Source organism: Actinomadura verrucosospora (genome assembly GCF_039540335.1).
Taxonomy (GTDB): domain Bacteria; phylum Actinomycetota; class Actinomycetes; order Streptosporangiales; family Streptosporangiaceae; genus Spirillospora; species Spirillospora verrucosospora.
The window spans coordinates 18511-36725 of record NZ_BAABEV010000064.1 but is presented as its reverse complement, the minus strand read 5'-3'; the positions used below and the strand labels follow the sequence as shown (position 1 = coordinate 36725).

Genomic DNA, 18215 nt, shown 5'->3' with positions numbered 1-18215 from the left:
GTCGCCGGGCTCGATCTTCTGGCCGCCGAGGTCGAGCGGGGTCGTGGCGGTGCGGCGGGCCTGCTGGTCGGCCTCGGCGCGGCGGGCTGCGGCGAGGGCCTGGCTGCGCGAGGGGCCGGGCGCGCCGTTCGGGTCGAGCCAGTGGGCGAGGCGGTGGCGCAGCCATCCGGCGACGTGCCGCAGGTCGCCGGGGGCGTAGGCGTAGGGCCAGGGCTCGCCGCTGGCCTGGTGGTTTACAGCGTAAAGGATGTCGCTGGGTGTCCATCCGGCGTCCCACCAGGGGCGGAAGATGTGCCGGAGGTGCCGCGCGGACAGCCGTGACAGCGTCCTGTCAGTGGCGCGCATCGCGGCCGCGACAGCGAGCCGGATGCTGCGGCTACCCGGCACGGGCGAGGTTTTCCACAGCCCCCCGGCCTCGTTGATGTTTTGTCGGGTTTCGCCCTGTTCCTCGCGTGCGCGCGTACCTGCGCGCGCGGGGCTAGAGATCCCCGCTCCTACGGAGGCGGGGAGGGGTCCGAGTTTTGTCCTCAGGGCGGCGGCGGGCTGCTCGGCGTCGGTGGGGTCGGGCTGGTCGGGGAGCGGGATCGGGACGGCGAGCACGTAGACGGCGGCGCGGTTGCCCTGGTCGGCGTGCGGGTCGGGGAGCGGGTAGAGCTTCCCGGCCCGGATGGTGGGGGTGGTGCCGGTCTCGACCACGGCGAGGCGGCCGCGGCGTCGGGCCCACGTCAGGACGGCGGCGACGGTGGAGCGGGAGACGTCGGCCTCGGCGGCGAGCCATGCCCACCCGGGGCGGCTGGTCATCTCCTCGCCGCGGGGGCGTCCGGGCATGTCCGGCCACTCGGCGGCGCGGGCGAGCGCGCCGAGCACGGCCAGGACGTTGCGGCGCCGGTCGGCGCGGGCGTAGGCGAGCTCCTCGTCCTGGTCGAGTGAGTCGAGCCACTCGGCCACGGTGACCGCGCGGCGGGAGCCCTCCAGCTCCGCCAGGGCTCGGGCGACGGCCGTGCGCCGTCCGATGCCGGGGGCGGGGATCTTCAAGTGGTGGACCGGGCGGCCGCGGCGGGGTCGCCGGCGGCGGGCGCGGTGAGTCGTCGTCTCGGCTGAATCTGAGCCGCTGTCCTGCTGCGACTCGCCCGAATCGGGGCATAGGAGACTCAGCCCATGGCTGTCGGCTATCCTGGGCTCCTGACGTTCGGCCCGGTTTCGAGGCAACAGAAAGCCGCCGGTCGGGACCGGGTGTTGGGGAGAGGCCCTAGAGCGCGTGTGGTTTCCGACGCCGTTGCGCTTGGGGCCTCTTGCTTTTCTCCGAGCCTGCTTGGCTCGCTCAGCTCATGCGGTGCCCTCCCTGGGCAAACGTTGAGGTACTAGGCCCGACGCTTGGAAGCCTCGTCCTGCTCGTCCTGCATCTGTGCCTGTTGGTGCTGCCGCTGGTGATGACGAGCGATCTCGTCCTCCTCGATCAGCATCTCGATATAGCGAGCAAGCGTGACGTTGCGAGCCGCGGCGCCGTGTGAGGCGAGCTCGCGCGTCTCCGGGGAGGTGCGCGCCTTGAGCTCCACGCCGGGGCCGTTCGCCCGGCGCTTCTTCTGCCGCCGTTGCTGTGCGCCGATCGGGGTAGCCATGCGGGAGATCATGGCGGATCTCTGGGCCCACACTGGGGACTTTGGGCGCGTGTCGGGTAACTATTTCGTCGCGGCCTGTATCGCGGCTTCCGGATTGAGCGGGCAAGATGGCGCTGACCGGCCAACTTTAAAGCACGTTCTTTCTAATGAAGTGGGGGCGCTTTTCGGTGGCGGAAGGTCTTGTGCGTGTCGCGGCGTGGGTGCGGCTGGGGACTGAGGGGCGTCTGGCGGACCTGGTGGCATCGGAGCGGGCGCGCCGGCGGCTTCTGGTCGCCGACGATCCGCGCTGGGACGACTCGCACCTTGGCGCCGCCGGCCGTGCTGCGGTCAAGGTGGCCCGGGTGGCGTGGCTGGCCGAGCTCCGCGAGCGCGGCGAGCTGCTGGACACCGCCGCGGCGGTGCTCGCGGTCGGCGTCCGCGCCGAGCTGGCGGCGCGCGGGTGGGATCGCGAGTGGCCAGACGCGCCGGAGACGGCGATCTCGGGGCGGTGGCCCGGGTCGCGGTCGACCGGGTGGCCCGAGCGCATCGGCGCAAACTTGCCGGTCGGCCTGGTCGAGCAGGTCCGCGCGGCCTGCTGGCACTCCTCCCCCATTGACGAGCTGCGCGAGTTCCGCGACGCCTTCCCGGGCCTGCTGACCGGGGTCCGGCTCCGGGAGTACGACGAGCTCACCGCGCAGATCACCACGCCGGGCGAGATCTGGCGGGCCGGGTTCGGGCGCGTCCTGTGGCCCGACCAGGACGGCGCCGAGCAGCACTGAGGGGGCCGCGCGGAGCGGCCCCCTCAAAGAACGTACTTTAAAGTCACCAGGTCCCGGCGATGTAGGCGGCGCGGTGGGCGTTCCTTGGGCTCACTCGTCGTCCGGGCCGGCGAACGGCTCTCCGCAGATTTTGCACTCGATCGCGCCCAGCGCCAGGACGGACGGCGCGACCCGGATACGCCGCGGCGGCTGGCACCCGCACAGCGCGGACACGCCGTTGTTGCTGCTGGTGCGCACGTCGTCTCCGCCGCCCTGCTCGTCGCCGTCCTGCCCCGCTCCCCCGCCGGCGGCGACGATGCGGGCCGTGTGCTCGGAGCGGCGGTGCGCTCGGATCACGGCGGTGAGCTGGTCGATCTCAAGCGCGTAGTCGGCGGCGGTGCTGTCGGGGACGTGGGTGTCGGACCAGCCGATCGGGTCGAGCTTGGCGACGGTGAGGCCCACCTCCTGGGCGAGCTTCTTGTACTCGGTGTTGTGGTAGCGGCCCTGGCGGGAGGTGTTGCGGATCCCGCGGGTGTGGCCGATGCCGTGCGCGGCCTCGTGCAGCAGCGTGCCGAGCACGTCGCGGGCGCCGCGGGCCAGGCCCTCCCCCGCCACGAACAGCTCGGCGAGGTCGCCGTGCTCCAGGTGCTCCCACCGGGCCCCGGCGAAGTGCCCGAGCGTCACGCTCCCCGCGGGGACGCCGATCGTGCCGGACGCGAGGGTGACCACGACCGGCGGCACGTCCGGATGCCGCCGGATGATCGCGGCCCACACGTGTTCCAGGGCGGCGACCAGCGGCGCGGTAACGCTGTCGGTCGGGACGGTGGCGGATGTCGTCGTCATGCCTCCATCCTCGCAGTTTTGACACGTACGTGTCAATCGCCAAGCTAAAGAACGTACTTTAAAGTTCCCTGTTCAGAGGCCATTTCCTGTTCGCGAAGCGGTTGCGGTGGGGGCCTGCGGGGGTTACGTTCGGGGCGTTCTCGGCGCCCGGTGCGGGCGTCGTCCGGCGAGTGCGGCCCGGCTGCCGGCGGGCCGGTGAACGGGGTACGTGATGACGCAGACGAAGGAGCGGCGGCTCTCGTCGTTCGGGCCGCTACAGCTGGCCGATCACCTGGGCGTGCCGCACTGGTGGTGGCTGGAGCGAGCGCAGCGCCTCGGCCTGGTCGACGGGCCCGACCGGGCGGGCGGGCGCTGGTCGGCGGACGCAGCCGACCGGATCCGCGAGCGGCTGGACGGGCTGCGGCCGAAGGTCGGCGCGCTGCCGGACATGGGCGCGGGCCGCGCGGTGGAGGTGCTCGGCGAGCGACTCGGTATCGAGGTCTCCGGCGACGCCGTCCGCGAGCTGGTCCGTACTGGGCAGCTCCAGGTCATCGGCGCGTACAAGGAGCGGCCCCTGTACTGGGGGCGGGCCCTGGAGGCGCTGGCCGGGCGGGCGGACGCCGCGGCGGTGCTTGCGCAGGCCGAGCGGGACGGGCGGTTGATGATCGCCGGTGAAGCGGCGGCCTATCTGCGCATCCGGCGGAGCGACTTCGGGCACCTCGTGCGCGCCGGCGTCGTGACGCCGGCCGACTGGGGGCGCTCACGCTACGGGCAGTACGTGGCGCTGTACCGGGCCCTCGACCTGGACGGCGTCGCCGAGCACCCGGGCGTGGACCTGGACGCGGTGCGCGCGACGCCTGCGGGGCGCCGGTCGCCGCTGGCCACGCTGCCCACCGCGAGCGGCGAGGCGCGCTGATGGTGCAACTCCGGATCATGCACGACGACCCGGACAAGGTCCGCGCGGTCGCCGAGCTCCTCCTCCCGCTGATGCGGGCCTCCGGCCTGCTGCACGTCGGCGACGAGACCGAGCTCCCCAACCGCCGCGGCGGGGGCCTGCGACTCGTGGTGGAGGTGACGCCGGCGGGCCCGCCGGTCCGCGTACGGGCCGACGCCGGCGACGCCTCGACCTCCTAGCCGCGCACGCGGCGGCCGAGCCTGCCGCCCGGGGGGCGAGCGCTGGCGGCGGCGCGGGGACGGGTGGACCCCGGTCCCTGACACTCGATGGTGTTCGCTGCGGCCCTGGACCGGGGACGGTCCAGGGCCGCCTTCGTGTTCGAACTTCGCACGGTCTCGGGCTGAGAAGTTCCGGCCACACCTCAGGGCCGGGCAGGAGCTCCCCCGGTCAGGCGCGCGGTCTGCGGGACGACAGCCAGCCGGTGATGACGGCCGCGGCCAGCGTTGCGAAAACCGAGAGGATCAGTTGTGCCTGCTCCTGGGGGACCCAGAAGGCGACAGCGATCACGCCTCCCACAACGAATGTTCCGATGAGGAACATTGCCCCAGATCGCTTACCGCGCCCAGACGGGGGATGATGGCTGCACGAGGACGGTTTTCCGGTCAAGGCTGGTCCCTTCTCGGGTGTTGGCGCCGGCCTCCCGCATGGGCGACCAAACCGTCAGGAGGTCGGCGCTGCACGACCCCGCCCGAAGGACTTCGGGACGGGCTTGACAACAGCCTTCCGCACCCCTCGGAGTGCTTGCTCAACTGGGATTTCCTGGGGAAATGATGTGCTTCGCCGTGCTCTAGGCGGCCTTCTGCTGTTTTCCTGTGTCTATGCGTGTCGTCAGTGGTCATCGCTAGTCTTGGCGTGTCCATATCGAGACGAGCGTGAGGAAACCTGACGAGCGATGCCCAGGCTGCTGCGGAGTCCGCCTCTCACTGTCCTGCCGCACGGGCCGGTTCGAAACTTCGTCGAGCTGCTCTTCGACTACCGCGAGATCGCGAACTACCCCAAGCTGAAAGAGATCAGCGAGCAAGTCAAAAGCCTTCCCGAAAGCGAGCAGAACGGGACCGCCAGCAGGGAGACCATCCGCCGGATGTTCCACGGCTCCGTGCCCAGCGAATGGCACACCGTGGAGGTTGTCTTCCTCGCGCTGTGCCGGATGGCCGACGTCGACCCCGACCGCAGGGTGAAGTACACCTACTGGGACGAGGAAGAGGAGTCCAATGTGGAGGTGGACACCGACCGGCGCAGCCAGATGCGAGAAGTCTGGAGCGCCGCTCTCTACGGCCGGTCGGTCAGCAGGGTTCGATTTCAGGGCATCGACTTCGACCACGAGGACCCTGAGCCACCAAGACGCAGCACCGGATTCCGCGCTGCCACCGACGACCCATGGGCGACCGGCAGGGGCGGCTTCAGCGACGACCCCCCGTTCTGACCGGGCAAGTGTGGCCGCAGCGATACGCGACGCCCCGCGCTGTCTGCCGAGGATCGCGGGTCGACCCGTCACATAGCGGCTGCCCGGTGGCTCCAGCCGGGGATAGGGTCGCCGGCATGGTCCCCTTCCCCACTCCCCCGGCCTGGCTGCTCGCGTGCGTGGTCTGCGTGGACCTGTACGAGCTCTACCGCTCGCACCTCGCCGCGGGGCGGCAGGCCGCCACCTTGACGGTTCAAGAGGAGCTCGCCCGGCACCTGGTCGCCGACCATCTCGACCAGGTGCCGGACTACGTGACCGGCTGTCCCTCCTGCGTCGAGTGGCGCGCGGTGGCTGCGAACGCCGGCGATGCCGCCCGGATCGTCGCGGCCGAGGATCTGCGGCACCGGGCGTGCCACCTGTTCGCCCCCACGATGCCGACCAGCTAGGCGCCGGCCTGCTGCTCGGCGCGGTACCCCTCCGTCCAGTCCTCCAGTTCGGACAACGGCCAGTAGTTGCGGTACAGGAAGCGGTGCGGGGCGGGGAACGGGGCCGACTTGGGCCCCCCGCGGGTGAGCCATCCGCTGATGGTCTTGGGCGCGATGCCGGTCACGGCGGCCGCTCCGGCGATGTCGGCCCACACGTCTCCCCCGGGCAGCTCGGGCAGGCCGAGCAGGCGCCCGGCCGCCGCTGCCGTTCCAGCGGCGCGGGCCTGGGCGAGCTGCTGGGCGTGCTCGGCGAGGTCGACGGCCTCGACGGGCTCTGTCCCTCGGCGTTCGGTCGGCTCGTCGCGGTCGGCCATGAGGGGGCTCCTCTCGTCGGCAGTTTTAGAACTGTCAGCATAGGGCGGGTTCGGTGTCGTGGATGAGGTCGAGCTGTTGCGGCGCGTCCATCGCCGCGTGGAACCGGTCGGGTGAGCAGCCATCCGGGCCGGTGCGTGCCCAGGTAGAACGTGAGCTCTTGCTCGTCGCAGATCATCCCCCGCCCCTCCTTTCAGGTTTAAAACTGCTTGGCGTGGCCGTGGTCGGCCTAGAACAGGGCGTCCTGCTCGGCGCCGATCCGCGGCGGCTCCTTGGGGCGACGCAGGCCCCGGAACGGGCGCACGACGCGTTCCCCGGTCTCCCGCTCGATCAGGACGTTGCGGGGTCCGCGGCCGCGTCCCCAGCGGGTCAGGACCACGACCGGCCGCCCGCGCTCCAGGTAGGTTCTGCCGATCACGTGCGCGCTCCTTCGGTAGGCGGGATGTGTGCGGGTGGTGTCAGAACAGGGCGCCCTGTCCGGCGCCGTCCTCCTGGTCGACCTCGTACGCCTCGATGACGGCGTCCGGGATGCGGCCCTTGCCGATCGGCCAGTGGTGTTCGGCGGCCCATTCCCGGATGGCCTCGCGCCGGGTGCGGGTGGCGCGGAACTCGGCGTCAGCGGCGGCCGCCGCCGCGGCCTGCTCGGCGGCCGCGCGCTCGCGGCGCTCGCGGCTGGCGGTGATGCGGGCCCGGGTCGCCTTCTCGGCGCGGTAGGCGCGGTAGGCGGGCGGCGTGAGCTCGTCCTCGGTGGAGCCCTCGGGATAGAGCCCGGTCTTGATCAGCCATGCAAGCACTGCGGCGCGTCCGGCCTCGGTGTGGCACTCGCAGTCGCAGACCCACCGGCACGTGCGGTCGGCGTACCAGACCTGCGCGTGCCGGGTGCGCTTCGGCCCGGTCGCGGTCGGCGTGGGGTGCCGGTAGGGCGCGGGGTGCATCGCCGCGTGCTCCCCGCCGCGCTGGAAGACGGCGCCGAGCGGGAGCGTGAGCGGCTCGCGGCGGTGGCACCGGTCGCCGTGGCGGCACTCGGCGCCGCTGTACTGGCACGCGCACGCCACGAAGAATCCGGGGACCTCGCCGAACGTGCGGCGCATGGCCGGGGTCCACGCGTTGTCGCGGATCCAAGCGGCGTCGGCGTCGGTCATCATCGGGCGGTCCTCCTCAGCGGTCGTGGTCGCCGAGCCACTGCTCGGCGCAGGTCTTGTGACAGGGGACGTCGCGGTCCGGCGAGCGCATCAGTGCGGGCTTTCCGCAGATCACGCACGGCTCCGGCGCGGCGCTGACGCGGGATTTGCTCCAGTCGAGACGCGGACGGGGCTTGTCCGGCATGGCAACTCCAGTTTTAAAACTGCACTAGCTGCGGATCATCAGCAGGCGCCATCCGGTGTCGCGCAGCTCACGCCACGCGACTGCGGCGGCCGCCGTGATGGCCAGGACGGCGAGCAGGTGACCGGCCGTCATCGTGAGGTCCGGGCGAAGCAGGGTGGCGAGCGCGGCGCCGGCGCCGAGCATGTGGAGGGGGGCGAGGTAGAGCAGCAGTGCGGCGAGGGCTGCAAGGAGGGTGATCGTTGCGAGGGTCACGGGGGTCGTCCTCTCGTGGGGCTTGACTTCCTCCTCATTGTAGCAGTTTTAAAACTGCAATGCGATGCGACGGCGGATCGCGGTGATGTCGCGCGACACGCGACATGCCCGTTAGGGGGTCGGCCGAGCGTCACGCCTCGTTGAGGCTGCCGGTGTCGTCGGCGGCGGGCGGGTATCCCGGCTCGGCGCGCTGGGTGCGGCCTTGGGGAGGGCGGGCGCCGGCGCGCTCCGAGTGGCCCCCTCCTACGTGCGGCGGGTCGTAGCAGACACTCGTGATCGCGTGCTGGTGGCACTCCCAGCATGTGTACGTCCGGTGTCCCCAGAGTCCTCGTCGGCGGGCGTCGGTGGCCGCGGAGCAGATGCATGGCGACCAGCCGACCAGGACGTTCCCGGGCGTCAGCCGGTGCCCGTAGGGGCACCATCGCGGCCCTGGGCCAAAGGTTCCCACCTGCACAGGCGCATCGTATCCGAACACATTTTCGACTGATCAGGCCCCATGGCGAGCCGCACCCGGGCGCCGGCCTCAACCTGTGAGGTCCTTCCCGCTGCCCGTCTGCGGCCGGACATCCGCACGGCTGGCTGTCGGCGTCTGAGCTCGGCCACGCTGGGAATCGCGGGGTCCCGCCCCGGTGCGCGCCCTACCGTGGAAACACGGGATCTGACCGGAGGAGTGTGCGCCGTGGTGATGGTGGATGTGGGACCCGAGCTCGTCGGCGAGATCGACCCGGCCGACGTCGAGCAGCTCGCTCGCTCGGCGGCGGAGGGGTGGGCCTGCGTCACATGCGGCGGGGCCGGTGCCGTGGACGGCGTCGCGGAGGTTGTGCTCCTGCGCGAGGGCCTGGTGACGGCGGCGCGGCTGGCGCACCCGTGGTGTGTTCCTGACGGGGTCCGGGAGGTGTCCGGGCTGGAGGAGTCGCTCGCGATGCCCCGGCCCGCGACCGCAATCGCGGGCCTGGCCGGTGACGTGCCGTTGCTGGTGGTCGACCTGGCCGATACCGTCGCCGGCGGCGACCGCGGCGGCGAGCGCGTCGACCAGGTCGCCGCGCATCTACTCGGCCTGGGCCTTGGCTTGGTCTCCGATCTGGCAGGGCTCCCCGAGGTGGGCGCGGCCGCCGGCTGGCATGTCGCGCTCGGCTCGGACCGGCTGAAGCTCACGCAGCCTGACGGGGCCGTACTGTATGACGGCGAGCTCGTCCTCCCGGACGGCTGGACGACTGCGGCCGCGGCGGTCGGCGGCTGCGTCCTGCTAGTCGCCTCGGGCCTCGGCGTCTCCGGCGCGCCGGAACGGCTCGGTGAGCGCCTCGCGGCAGCCGCCAGCGCGGGGCGGCTGGTCGGCGCCGTGGTGCCGGTCGGCTGAGATGAGCGCGCCACGGGAACGGGGGTATGCCCGCTACCGGCCGTGCATGGCCTCTACGATCTGTGCGTGCGAACCCTGGTGCTCTGGGACATAGACCACACGTTGATCAGCATCGGTGAACTCAGCGATGAGATCTACGGTGACGTCTTCTGCCGGGTCACCCGGCGCCCGCTGGAGACGCTCGCGGACATGACCGGCCGCACGGATCTGGCGATCACTGCCGACACTCTGCGGCTGCACGGCATCGAGCCCACCGACGAGCTCATGCAGACGTTCGCCGAGACGCTGGCTGAGGCGTTCTCGGCGCGGCAGGACGACATCAAGACGCGCGGGCGGGCCCTGCCGGGTGCGCGTGCCGCGCTGGAGGCGCTTGCCTGTCGCGGCGATGTCATCCAGTCCGTACTGACCGGGAACATGCGCCCGATCGCCGTGTGCAAGCTGGCGGTGTTCGGGCTGGACGGGCTCGTGGACTTCGAGGCGGGCGCCTACGGCCTGGACGACGCCGAGCGGCCGCCCCTGGTGAAGCTCGCGCAGGCCCGCGCGGAAGACCGGTACGGGGAGACGTTCGACGCCACCACCACGGTCCTGGTCGGCGACACTCCGAACGACGTCCTGGCCGGGCACGAGGGAGGCGCCCGGGTGGTGGCGGTGGCTACCGGGGCCAGTGACGCGAGCGATCTGCGGGCCGCCGGCGCGGAGCTCGTCCTTGAGTCCCTCGCCGACACCGACGCCGTTGTACGGGCGGTACTCGACGTCAGCGGGTCGTGACGCGGTCCACCAACGCCCGTACTTCCGGAACGTCGTAGGGCTGCATCCGCGCGACCAGCTCGGCGAAGCGCTCGTCAATGCGCGCCGACCCGATCCGGGTGGCGAGGTCGTGGGCTTCGCCGGCGACCCGGGCGGCCTGCTCCGGCTCGTCCTGGAGCAGGTGAGCCGTGGCAAGGCGCGTCTTGTAGTGCGCGATGTCGCGGGCGTGGTCGGGGGTGGTGGTCTCCGCGAGGTGAACCGCCTCGGTGAGCGCGGCGACGGCCTCAGCAGGGGAAAGCATCCTCTGAAGTGCCAGGTCCAGCAGGCACGCCCCGCGCTGGGCGGCGATCTCGGCCGGGCTGACGTAGGTCGTCCATTGCGGCTCGGCGCGGGTCTGGTCGCAGGCGTACTCGGCACGGGCGAGGTCGAGCTGCCGGCGGCACGGGTTGACCTCGCCGAGCCGCGCGTGCGCGCGGGCTGCCCGGTTGTGGAGCGCGGCGCGGGTGCGGGGGGAGGCTTCGGCGCGGGCGAGGCTGAGGGCGGCATCGGCCAGGGTGCGCGCCCGCTGCGGCTGGTCGCGGTAGAAGGCGTGCAAGCTCATGTAGCCCATGGCGTGTGAGGCCAAGCCGAGATCGTCAGTCTCGTGCGCGGCGTACACCGTCGCGGACAGGTAGCGGGAGGCGTCGGCGTGCCGGGTGGCGTCGATGGACAGCCATCCGGCCATCTGGGTCAGCCCGGCTACCGCCGTGAGGAGTCGGCGCTCGGTCTGGATCCTGAGGGCCGCCTCGTTGAACAGCCGGAACGCTGCCGTGACCTGGCCTTCGATGACCTGGCACAGCTCGTTCCCGCCGAACTCGTCATCGAGGCGGTACAACCTTCCGAGCAGCGCCTCGACCCCGGTGACCGTCAGCGGGCGGGACGACTCGGCCCCTGCGGAGGGGGGCGTCAGCAGCAACGGCAGAGGATGGGCATCCCCCGCGGGCGGGGCTGGCTGGGCGTCGGTGTCCGCGCCGAACAGCTCGTCCCAGGTGCGGCCGGTAGCCCGTACGTACAGCTCGCGGTACCGGGCCGACGGCGCCCACTTGCCCGCCTCCCACTGCTTGATCTGGTCGGCCAGGCTCGCCACGTGCGGCAGGCGCGCCCGCTCGTCAGGGTCGGCGGCGGTGCGCAACCGGCGCGCCATCTCCGCACGCGACCACCGCGGCGGCGCCTCCCGGGCCGCGCGCAGGCGCCGCCCGATCTCCTTGCTGCCGGGAGTCACCTGCGATGCACCTTCCGACGCCGGGGGGAGGGTTCCCTCCCCTGCCCTCCGCCAGTCTCCCCCTGGAGATGTGGCGGCTGCCACAGATTCACTGATGGTGACCACATCACGACAGCCCATCGTGGCCGGGACGGTCCTCGTGAGCCCGATTCCAGAGCCGACAGCAGGTGATGACAGATGACCGGCAGCACGGTACGCCCTCCCTCTCCGGCCGCTGAGCGCGCGGCGCTCGCGCAGGAGTTCCCGGACTGGTCGATCTGGGCGAGCGACGGCGGGCACTGGTACGCGACCCGCCGCACCCACCTGCCCAAGGAGCTCCTGCACGGCAACGTCGGCCAGACCGTGGACGGACGCGACCTTCGCGAGCTGCGCCGCGTGCTCGTCCTCCAGGGCGAGATCCTCCAGGCCCGCAGCGCCGAGGTTGAGGCCGCCGCATCGGACTGCGGTGAGGACCGGTGAGGGGACGGACGCCGGAGACGGCGCGGGAGGCGGCCCGGGAGAAGGCGCGGCGGCGGCAGGCCGAGCGCGAGGCGCTCATGCGGGGCCGGGCGGCGGCCGAGCAGCTCGCGCTGACCTCGCCGGGCTGGGTCGTGATGTACGGGCCCGCGTCCCGGCGCATCTGGGCGTTCGCGGCGTGGCCCTCGTGCCCGGCGCTCGCGCTCGCCGGCGCCGACCCGCAGGCCCTGGCGGCGGCCATGCGCGAGGCCGAACGTGAGGCCCAGGCCCGGGGGCGGGGCCTTGTTGACCGCCGTGGCGGTGCGGACCCGGGCGGGCCGCACCGCCACGGTTACCACCCCGGGCCCTCCCGGGCGGCTGAGCCTTGCGTCGCCCGGGGCCGCGCCGGCGGCTGGGTCCCCGGTGGTTCTGCGGCCGGTCCGCAGCGCCTCGGCGAGGGGAGGGGGCGCGCGTGCTGAATGTCGACTGGCCCCCGCCCGCCCTGGTCGGTGTCCGCGCGGCCGAGATCCTCGCCGCGCTGCGCGCCGATCCCGACGTGGCCCACCTCGCGGAGGCGACCTACCGCCACCCGGACTACTGGTCCACGCTCGGCGGCGTGGGGATCGTGGTCCGCTGGGACTTCACCGACGACGGCGCCCCGCTGTTCCTTGAGGGCCTGCGGGTCCTGGCCCTCAAGTCCGCTCTGTACGAGCTGACCGCAGGGGCCGAGTACGGGGCTGAGATCGCCGTCAGCGCGCCGATAGACGAGATGGTGCACACGCTCCTCGCGCAGTACACCGTGTGGCTCCGGATCCAGACCCGCACCCGGATCACCCTCGCCCACGCCACATCCCGCGAGCGGTACCGGTGGGAGCCGGGCGACTACACCGATCACTGCTACCGGGCGGCCGGGTGGGGCATCCCACCGACCCGGTACTGGATCCCCGCGCCCGAGGCCCGCCGGCGCCTCGACCTCCTCGCCGCGCGGTTCCGCTCCATCGGCGTCCATGACGGCGGCCGCCGTCATGAGTTCGGTTTCGGCACCGACCGCGCCGGCTCCGGCGCGGGCCCCCATCTGCGGGACGGGTAGATCCTCTGGGACCACGGACCCCCTGCCGTGGCATCCGTCCCGCGACGGCCCCCGCCGAGACGCACCGGCGGGGGCCGTCTTTTCGCTTGCATGGGATCGGCGGCATTCCGGCCGCGGAGCTATTCCCCTTGTGGGAGGCGAGCGCGGATCTTCGCCGCGGCCGCCTCTAGGCTGTCGGCGACGGTGCGGGCGCGCTCGGGGTCGTCCGCTGCGGCGGCGGCGAGTCGGTCAACGCCCTTGGTGATCTGGGCGAGGGTGGTTGCCCACTGGTCGGGCTGCTCGCGTTTGTTGGCCGCGGGCAGGATGCGCGGGCCGTCGAGATAGGCAGCGATGGCCTTGTCTGCGTTCGCGTCGTCCCATGGACCGGCCGGAAGTAGCCGGATCACGGCCTTGATCACCTCAGCAGTCACCTGGACGTCCGCCTGAACGAGCGCGCGGTACAGGTAGACGGCGGCGGCGTCGCCGTGTTCGTCCGCGAGGGGGAGGAGGGCACGCACCTGCCCCTCGTTGATCTTGGGAACAATTGTTCCCAACTCCAGGATGAGCCGCTCGGCGAGCGGCCACGCCTCGATGAACTGGTTGACGCGCCGAGCCGTGCGCTGCCAGGTCTGGAGGCAATACTCCTCGAACGTCGCGTGAGTCTCGCGGTACAACCGGGCGTCCCGAATGGTCTGGAACATGCGGCCGCGGATCCAGAACGCGACGTCTGCCGCGCGGAGAGCCGTCTCGCAGCGGCCGAGCTCGTTGCGCTCGGCTGCGGCGAGGGTCGGCGTGCTGGCGGTCGGCTCGTGGGGCGCCGGTAGGGCGCGGGCCACAGACTCGGCCGTCAGGGACGCGAGCCCGGCCGCACTCGGCTGGACGTTCGCCTTCGTGCCGTGAGGGTTGCGCGGCGGCGGCGGCGTACGAGTGCGGCGCCGTTGCTCGGCCTGGGCTTCAAGGTCGTCTAGTCCCGACATGGCTACGAATACTGCCGTACCGCGTCGGCGACTGCTCGGACCTTGTCCGCGTAGTCGGCGGCGCGTTTAGGGACCGGCTCCGACGTGATCGCGATTCTGAGCTGTCGGTCCGGGATCCAGGTACACCAGGGGATGGGGGTTGCGACCGGAACCTGCGCTTCGGTCGCTAGCTCGCTGAACCTCCGGCGGTGCTTGGCCTTCGGAGCCCTGACCATGTTGGGGACAAGGAGGAGCGGATAGTCCGGGACCTCTTGGAGCATGCCCTCCAGGGCGCTGAGTTCCTTGGTCGCCAGGACGGAGGGGACGACCACGCACCGGGACACCGACATTGCCCCGTAGGTCGCATCGCCGCCGCCGGGGTGGGTGTCGGCGACGACCGGGCGGCCCCATTCGGCTGCCCACCGACTGAGGTGCTCGCCGAGCTCCTCCGGCTCGGGCTGGTTGACCGCGAAATCCGGGTGTGAGGGCAGAAGATCAGGTTTCCGGGGGCCGCCGCTCAGCGGCGTCGGGGTGCGGCCAGACTCCAGCGCATCCAGCAGAGGCGCCTTCTGCCTGACCTCGTGCCGGTAGCCCCATGCTTTGGAGGCGCCGCCGGCGTCCCAGTCGAAGTCAACGAGCACGGCATCCAGTAGGTATGCCAGCTCGTACGCAAGCGTTGTCTTGCCAACGCCACCCTTCCAGGCGGCGATCGTCGTGATCTCGACGTCCATAGCGACTCAGAGTGCCAGACCGCCGGGGGAGGGGTCACGTCCCATGACTAAGGCCACCACAAAGCGATGTGGCCGCCCCCTCGACGGGGACGGCCGCATTTGGATCTGAGATTGGTCAGCTTCTGGGACGGTACGCCCCGGTCATCGGGCGGGAGTGCTGAACGATTTGCGGTCCTGGGTGCACTGCCAGAGATCCTTGCTGGAGGATCCCTGGCCCTCCCGCCCCTGCCACTTGACGGAGTTGGCGCTCCCGCAGTTGGGGCAGCACGCGCCCGCGCTCACTTGCCCTTGCCCTTGCGGTCCTCGCCGCCGTGGGGGAGGCCCTTGCCGTACATGCCCTTGGTGCTGGTGGTGGCCGTCCCGCCGCTGCTGGTGCGCTGATCGGACATACTGGTCCTGCCTTTCGAGGTAGGCCCGGGGCGTGGTGTCTTGGCGGATGTCGACGCTCCGGGCTTTTACTTCTGCTCTGTCTTGTATAGAGCAGCTAGATAAGGCCGTCAATGGGTTCTGTTGGATTCGCGGCGGGGGAGTGTGCCTCTACTGGCCGAGCTGGGCGAGGCAGGCCGGGGAGGCGTGGGCCGCGGGGCGCTCGTAGAGGCGCCCGGTGTCGCGGCCCGGTACGTCGACGGTGCGGACGTGCCGGAACCCGGTGGACTCGTAGTAGGCGCCGAGTCCGTGGTTGTTCGGCCAGATGTCCAGGCGCAGGGCGGGGTAGCGGTAGCGGGCGGCCTGGTCGCATGCCCAATCGAGGAGCATCTCGCCGATGCCTCGCCCGCTGTGGCTGCGGGCCACCATGAGCTTGTAGAGGTAGAGGGCGGGGCCGTCTTCGACGTGCCACAGATCTTCGTCGGGGCCGCCGAGCGTCACCGTGGCGACTACGGCGCCGGCGTCTTCTAGTACCCACGCGCGGCGCTGGCGTGCGGCGCGTTCGAGCTTCTCAGCGCCGACTGTCGTCCATTTCGCGGTCCACTGCTCGATGCCGCGTTCGGCGAGCCACTGCTCGGCCTCGCGGCGCATGGCGACCATGGCGGGCACGTCGCCGGCCTCGGCGCGGCGCAGCACATAGGGGGAGGTCATCGCTCGTCGGTCTCCGGGTAGCTGACGTGGTAGATGAAGCGGCTTCCCTGCCCGGGGCGAATCATGTGCTGGATCAGTACGGGGCGGCCCTCGCTGGTGTAACCGGATCGGATGATCTCCAGTACGGCGGTGCTGGGCGGTAGTTGGAGCTGCTGCGCCTCGGCCTGGGTGGCGAGGCGGGGGATGAGCTCGTCGTCGTAGTGGTGCAGCGCGGCGCCGAGCTCGGTGAGGATCGCCGCGGTGTTGACGCTTTCGGGCCGGGTGATCGCGGTGTCGCGGATCAGCGCGTACGGGTAGTAGCTATCGGCGATCGACTCCGGCTCGGTGCCTCCGTTCTCGGGACGGCCGATGAAGCGGACACGGCCGCGCACGGCCACCGGCTCGCCGGCGGGAAGGTCCAGGAGCTCGCCGAGAGTGTGCCCGCCGATGCAGTGATCGGCGGTGACCATGCGCACCTCGATGGTCTGCCGACCGACGAAACCCGCGGCCTCGACGTCGGCGGTCCAGCCGTCGAGCGGAACCTTCTCCAGTCGCCGCGGGTCCTGCCAAGCGTTCATGTGCCAGGTCATCGCGAGCGTCTCACGCACGAAGAACCCCTTGCGCGGGACGCTGATCACCAGGCCCTCGCTGATCAGCATCGCGTAGGCCGCCCGGACCGTCATCGGGGCTGCATCCTCGTCGGCGGCGAGCTCGTTGGTACTGGGCAGGGGGTCACCGGGCCCGTAGGTCCCGGCCGCGATCCCCTGACGCAGCCGATCGGCTATGCGGCTCTTGATGTCGCCGAGCGCGGCGTCTCGGCCTCTGCTCACTGGACTCACTTCGCTGTCTCCTCTGGCTTGTCTAGGCCAGATTCTCGCAGAGATCGTTGACTTTCGTTCTCTAGCTGCTCTATACAAGACGTCGCAGGTAGATGAGTCAGCAATCCATGGGAGGTGAAATGCCAGCTTCCAGGCTTTCAGGCGCAACGGCTACGGCGCCGCTGGTCGAGAAGTTGTCGACCCGCATCGCCAGTGACGTGGAGCGGCGTCTCCGGCTCTTCACGGCGGTCCGTGACATGACGATCGGCGAGGCGGTCAACGCCGCGCTCGACAGCGCGCTTCCGTCGCTGCGAGACCTCGCCGAAGAGGTGGCCCGGGACGCCACTCCGCCAAAGACCAGCGTCCCGAGCCCTCGACACATCAGCAAGGAGCACTGATGAGCATCAAAAGCCTATGGCGTCGCAAGGGCGGCGACAGCGCCGACCTCGACCAGGTCGCGCCGCGCATGGTCAACGGCGGGCAGCTCGCGCCCGGCGCCCCCTGGGGCTCGGAACCGGGGGTCCGCGAGATCCGGCAGTACGCCTACACCGGGCCCTCCCGCGCCGAGCGCAAGGACGGCGGCCGCGATGTGCTCTCGGGGTCGCTGCTCTCGGTTGCGGGCCTGGTCATCGCGGGCGCCCTGGTCGGCGCCGGCTACGTCGCCTACGAGTCGCAGCGGCTGTTCGCTCTCGCGCACAACGGGGGAGACCACACCCGCGCCGCGATCACGGCGGCGCTCCCGGACGCCGGATGGGTCGCCATGGCGCTGGTCGCGCTGGTCGCGGCACTGCGGGGCCGCTCGTCGGTGCGGGCCCGGGTCGGTGTCCTGATCTTCTTCGCGCTCTCGCTGGGCGCGCAGGTGATGTACGCCCAGCACTCGCCGGAGGGCGTGCTCGTCGCCGTCATCGCGCCGATCGCGCTCGCCTGGATGCTGGAGTCCTTCGTCGTGGAGGTTCGCCGCTGGGCGAGCAACCGGCGGGGCCTGGACCTGGACGAAAGTCCGGTGCTCTCCAGCTTCCTGCGCCTGCCTTGGCTGGTCGCGCGGCTCGGCCTGTGGCTGGCGCGAATGTGCATCGCCTGGCGGTCGACGTGGGGCGGCCTGTTCGACTGGATCCGGGATGAGGCGCCGCTCGCGCCCGGTCGAACGGCGGCGAGCCTGCGGGCCGATCGGGCCATCGAGCAGGCGGGCAGCGCCGAAGAGGCTGCGGCCCGTGCGCGTGAGGCGGCCCTCGCGGCGGCCGAGGAGATCAAGGCGGCTGCACGGCAGGAGGCCGACCAGACGCGACGCGAGGCGGCCGAGGAGATCGCGGCCGCCCGGAAGCGGGCCGAGCAGGAGATCAGCGCGGCGCGGGCGGAGGCAGAGCGGCAGATCGAGGATGCCCGGTCGTGGTCGCAGCAGACCGCCGGCGAAGTGCAGCAGCAGGCCGCCGCTCTGGTCGAGCAGGAGCGGGCGGAGGCTCGCGCGCTGGTCGAGCAGGAGCGGGCGCGGGCGGCCGAGCAACTCCGCCAGGTCGAGCGCGAGCGCACGGCTCTGGCTCAGCGGGTCGACGCGGTCGAACGGCGGTGGGCTGCCGAGCGGGCTGACCGTGAGCAGGAGCTCCGGCAGGCGCGCACCGCTTACGACCGGGTGATGCGGAACTCCTCGGGGAAGGTGCGCCTGGCCGAGCTGTACGCCCGGCTCGGTGAGCAGGGCGACCCGCGGTACCTCGACAGGTCGTACGTGGCCGAGCTCGCCCGCGAGCTGTACGCGGCGGCCGGGCTCGCCTCGGAGGGAACGGCCCGGACATACATGGGCGAAATCGTTGAAGCCGCCCTCGCTGAGCGCGCGGAACAGGGGGTGTACGCGTGAATCCGGACGTGAACGGAACCAATCGA

25 protein-coding genes are annotated in these 18215 nt (G+C 71.6%); 12 read left to right on the top strand and 13 right to left on the bottom strand.

Features of this window, described 5'->3' with window-relative positions; genetic code table 11:
- The coding region (locus tag ABD944_RS39280; RefSeq protein WP_486303776.1) for a serine/threonine-protein kinase at window positions 1–1035 on the bottom strand (1035 nt) is incomplete at its 3' end.
- Window positions 1036–1361: 326 nt separating this feature from the next.
- Window positions 1362–1619: a hypothetical protein gene (locus ABD944_RS39275; RefSeq protein ID WP_143227480.1), complete on the bottom strand. Its 258-nt coding sequence runs from the start codon at window positions 1617–1619 to the stop codon at window positions 1362–1364.
- A 236-nt stretch (window positions 1620–1855) separates the two neighbouring features.
- Here ABD944_RS39275 and ABD944_RS39270 point away from each other — a divergent pair, with 236 nt between their 5' ends.
- Window positions 1856–2377, top strand: a complete 522-nt coding sequence (locus ABD944_RS39270) for a hypothetical protein (protein WP_345186508.1) — start codon at window positions 1856–1858, stop codon at window positions 2375–2377.
- A 90-nt stretch (window positions 2378–2467) separates the two neighbouring features.
- Here the strand turns inward: ABD944_RS39270 and ABD944_RS39265 are convergent, their stop codons facing one another.
- Window positions 2468–3199: a hypothetical protein gene (locus tag ABD944_RS39265; protein ID WP_345186504.1), complete on the bottom strand. Its 732-nt coding sequence runs from the start codon at window positions 3197–3199 to the stop codon at window positions 2468–2470.
- Between the two features lie 211 nt (window positions 3200–3410).
- Between ABD944_RS39265 and ABD944_RS39260 the strand changes: the two genes are divergently transcribed.
- From ABD944_RS39260 to ABD944_RS39245, 4 genes are all read left to right on the top strand, one after another.
- The gene (locus ABD944_RS39260; protein WP_345186502.1) at window positions 3411–4094 is read left to right on the top strand and encodes a hypothetical protein; all 684 of its coding nucleotides are present in this window, start codon (window positions 3411–3413) and stop codon (window positions 4092–4094) included.
- Window positions 4094–4312 carry a hypothetical protein gene (locus ABD944_RS39255; protein ID WP_345186499.1) on the top strand — a complete coding sequence of 73 codons (219 nt, stop codon included), beginning with the start codon at window positions 4094–4096 and terminating at the stop codon, window positions 4310–4312. The genes ABD944_RS39260 and ABD944_RS39255 overlap by 1 nt, the downstream gene beginning before the upstream one ends.
- 713 nt (window positions 4313–5025) lie before the next feature.
- The gene (locus ABD944_RS39250; protein ID WP_345186496.1) at window positions 5026–5556 is read left to right on the top strand and encodes a hypothetical protein; all 531 of its coding nucleotides are present in this window, start codon (window positions 5026–5028) and stop codon (window positions 5554–5556) included.
- Between the two features lie 116 nt (window positions 5557–5672).
- Window positions 5673–5981 (top strand): hypothetical protein, encoded by a 309-nt coding sequence (locus ABD944_RS39245; protein ID WP_345186494.1) that lies wholly within the window; start codon window positions 5673–5675, stop codon window positions 5979–5981.
- Here ABD944_RS39245 and ABD944_RS39240 read toward each other — a convergent pair.
- The 5 genes from ABD944_RS39240 to ABD944_RS39220 all read right to left on the bottom strand — a co-directional run bounded on the left by ABD944_RS39240 (window position 5978) and on the right by ABD944_RS39220 (window position 7910).
- The gene (locus tag ABD944_RS39240) at window positions 5978–6334 is read right to left on the bottom strand and encodes a helix-turn-helix transcriptional regulator (RefSeq protein ID WP_089316974.1); all 357 of its coding nucleotides are present in this window, start codon (window positions 6332–6334) and stop codon (window positions 5978–5980) included. The two genes, ABD944_RS39245 and ABD944_RS39240, sit on opposite strands and share 4 nt — an antisense overlap.
- A gap of 227 nt (window positions 6335–6561) precedes the next feature.
- Entirely contained in the window at window positions 6562–6750 is a 189-nt protein-coding gene (locus tag ABD944_RS39235) for a hypothetical protein (protein ID WP_345186490.1), read from the bottom strand.
- 40 nt (window positions 6751–6790) lie between these two features.
- A complete protein-coding gene (locus ABD944_RS39230) occupies window positions 6791–7477 on the bottom strand; it encodes a hypothetical protein (protein WP_345186487.1) in 687 nt (228 codons plus the stop codon).
- Between the two features lie 13 nt (window positions 7478–7490).
- Window positions 7491–7658 carry a hypothetical protein gene (locus ABD944_RS39225; RefSeq protein WP_345186483.1) on the bottom strand — a complete coding sequence of 56 codons (168 nt, stop codon included), beginning with the start codon at window positions 7656–7658 and terminating at the stop codon, window positions 7491–7493.
- A 24-nt stretch (window positions 7659–7682) separates the two neighbouring features.
- A complete protein-coding gene (locus ABD944_RS39220; protein ID WP_345186481.1) occupies window positions 7683–7910 on the bottom strand; it encodes a hypothetical protein in 228 nt (75 codons plus the stop codon).
- 679 nt (window positions 7911–8589) lie between these two features.
- Between ABD944_RS39220 and ABD944_RS39215 the strand changes: the two genes are divergently transcribed.
- Together ABD944_RS39215 and ABD944_RS39210 are read left to right on the top strand one after the other, a co-directional pair.
- A complete protein-coding gene (locus tag ABD944_RS39215) occupies window positions 8590–9267 on the top strand; it encodes a hypothetical protein (RefSeq protein ID WP_345186478.1) in 678 nt (225 codons plus the stop codon).
- Window positions 9268–9333: 66 nt separating this feature from the next.
- Window positions 9334–10035, top strand: coding sequence for an HAD family hydrolase (locus ABD944_RS39210; RefSeq protein WP_345186475.1), 702 nt, complete (start codon window positions 9334–9336; stop codon window positions 10033–10035).
- Here ABD944_RS39210 and ABD944_RS39205 read toward each other — a convergent pair.
- On the bottom strand, window positions 10022–11275 hold the full coding sequence (locus tag ABD944_RS39205; protein ID WP_345186472.1) for a helix-turn-helix domain-containing protein: 1254 nt from the start codon (window positions 11273–11275) through the stop codon (window positions 10022–10024). The genes ABD944_RS39210 and ABD944_RS39205 overlap by 14 nt on opposite strands.
- 177 nt (window positions 11276–11452) lie before the next feature.
- Between ABD944_RS39205 and ABD944_RS39200 the strand changes: the two genes are divergently transcribed.
- Genes ABD944_RS39200 through ABD944_RS39190 form a run of 3 tightly spaced genes read left to right on the top strand, consistent with a single transcriptional unit; the run spans window position 11453 to window position 12800 of the window.
- Window positions 11453–11734: a hypothetical protein gene (locus tag ABD944_RS39200; protein WP_345186469.1), complete on the top strand. Its 282-nt coding sequence runs from the start codon at window positions 11453–11455 to the stop codon at window positions 11732–11734.
- On the top strand, window positions 11731–12189 hold the full coding sequence (locus tag ABD944_RS39195) for a hypothetical protein (RefSeq protein WP_345186467.1): 459 nt from the start codon (window positions 11731–11733) through the stop codon (window positions 12187–12189). Before ABD944_RS39200 ends, ABD944_RS39195 begins: the two co-directional genes overlap by 4 nt.
- Window positions 12183–12800, top strand: a complete 618-nt coding sequence (locus tag ABD944_RS39190) for a hypothetical protein (protein ID WP_345186464.1) — start codon at window positions 12183–12185, stop codon at window positions 12798–12800. Before ABD944_RS39195 ends, ABD944_RS39190 begins: the two co-directional genes overlap by 7 nt.
- A gap of 119 nt (window positions 12801–12919) precedes the next feature.
- On the opposite strand, the gene ABD944_RS39185 is transcribed toward ABD944_RS39190, so the two are convergent.
- From ABD944_RS39185 to ABD944_RS39170, 4 genes are all read right to left on the bottom strand, one after another.
- Window positions 12920–13756, bottom strand: a complete 837-nt coding sequence (locus tag ABD944_RS39185) for a hypothetical protein (protein WP_345186460.1) — start codon at window positions 13754–13756, stop codon at window positions 12920–12922.
- 2 nt (window positions 13757–13758) lie between these two features.
- On the bottom strand, window positions 13759–14466 hold the full coding sequence (locus tag ABD944_RS39180) for a ParA family protein (RefSeq protein WP_345186458.1): 708 nt from the start codon (window positions 14464–14466) through the stop codon (window positions 13759–13761).
- 537 nt (window positions 14467–15003) lie between these two features.
- A complete protein-coding gene (locus ABD944_RS39175) occupies window positions 15004–15543 on the bottom strand; it encodes a GNAT family N-acetyltransferase (protein ID WP_345186455.1) in 540 nt (179 codons plus the stop codon).
- Entirely contained in the window at window positions 15540–16352 is an 813-nt protein-coding gene (locus ABD944_RS39170; RefSeq protein WP_345186453.1) for a GntR family transcriptional regulator, read from the bottom strand. Before ABD944_RS39170 ends, ABD944_RS39175 begins: the two co-directional genes overlap by 4 nt.
- Before the next feature lie 128 nt (window positions 16353–16480).
- Here ABD944_RS39170 and ABD944_RS39165 point away from each other — a divergent pair, with 128 nt between their 5' ends.
- Together ABD944_RS39165 and ABD944_RS39160 are read left to right on the top strand one after the other, a co-directional pair.
- On the top strand, window positions 16481–16738 hold the full coding sequence (locus tag ABD944_RS39165; RefSeq protein WP_345186449.1) for a hypothetical protein: 258 nt from the start codon (window positions 16481–16483) through the stop codon (window positions 16736–16738).
- Window positions 16738–18189 carry a DUF2637 domain-containing protein gene (locus ABD944_RS39160; protein WP_345186446.1) on the top strand — a complete coding sequence of 484 codons (1452 nt, stop codon included), beginning with the start codon at window positions 16738–16740 and terminating at the stop codon, window positions 18187–18189. The genes ABD944_RS39165 and ABD944_RS39160 overlap by 1 nt, the downstream gene beginning before the upstream one ends.
- The last annotated feature ends 26 nt before the right edge of the window (window positions 18190–18215 follow it).

Excerpts from the sequence above, each read along its gene's own strand:
- ABD944_RS39275 (WP_143227480.1), bottom strand. The coding sequence starts at position 1,619 with ATGGCTACCCCGATCGGCGCACAGCAACGGCGGCAGAAGAAGCGCCGG.
- ABD944_RS39265 (WP_345186504.1), bottom strand. The coding sequence starts at position 3,199 with ATGACGACGACATCCGCCACCGTCCCGACCGACAGCGTTACCGCGCCG.
- ABD944_RS39260 (WP_345186502.1), top strand. The coding sequence starts at position 3,411 with ATGACGCAGACGAAGGAGCGGCGGCTCTCGTCGTTCGGGCCGCTACAG.
- ABD944_RS39255 (WP_345186499.1), top strand. The coding sequence starts at position 4,094 with ATGGTGCAACTCCGGATCATGCACGACGACCCGGACAAGGTCCGCGCG.
- ABD944_RS39250 (WP_345186496.1), top strand. The coding sequence starts at position 5,026 with ATGCCCAGGCTGCTGCGGAGTCCGCCTCTCACTGTCCTGCCGCACGGG.
- ABD944_RS39245 (WP_345186494.1), top strand. The coding sequence starts at position 5,673 with ATGGTCCCCTTCCCCACTCCCCCGGCCTGGCTGCTCGCGTGCGTGGTC.
- ABD944_RS39240 (WP_089316974.1), bottom strand. The coding sequence starts at position 6,334 with ATGGCCGACCGCGACGAGCCGACCGAACGCCGAGGGACAGAGCCCGTC.
- ABD944_RS39230 (WP_345186487.1), bottom strand. The coding sequence starts at position 7,477 with ATGATGACCGACGCCGACGCCGCTTGGATCCGCGACAACGCGTGGACC.
- ABD944_RS39225 (WP_345186483.1), bottom strand. The coding sequence starts at position 7,658 with ATGCCGGACAAGCCCCGTCCGCGTCTCGACTGGAGCAAATCCCGCGTC.
- ABD944_RS39200 (WP_345186469.1), top strand. The coding sequence starts at position 11,453 with ATGACCGGCAGCACGGTACGCCCTCCCTCTCCGGCCGCTGAGCGCGCG.
- ABD944_RS39185 (WP_345186460.1), bottom strand. The coding sequence starts at position 13,756 with ATGTCGGGACTAGACGACCTTGAAGCCCAGGCCGAGCAACGGCGCCGC.
- ABD944_RS39180 (WP_345186458.1), bottom strand. The coding sequence starts at position 14,466 with ATGGACGTCGAGATCACGACGATCGCCGCCTGGAAGGGTGGCGTTGGC.
- ABD944_RS39175 (WP_345186455.1), bottom strand. The coding sequence starts at position 15,543 with ATGACCTCCCCCTATGTGCTGCGCCGCGCCGAGGCCGGCGACGTGCCC.
- ABD944_RS39165 (WP_345186449.1), top strand. The coding sequence starts at position 16,481 with ATGCCAGCTTCCAGGCTTTCAGGCGCAACGGCTACGGCGCCGCTGGTC.
- ABD944_RS39160 (WP_345186446.1), top strand. The coding sequence starts at position 16,738 with ATGAGCATCAAAAGCCTATGGCGTCGCAAGGGCGGCGACAGCGCCGAC.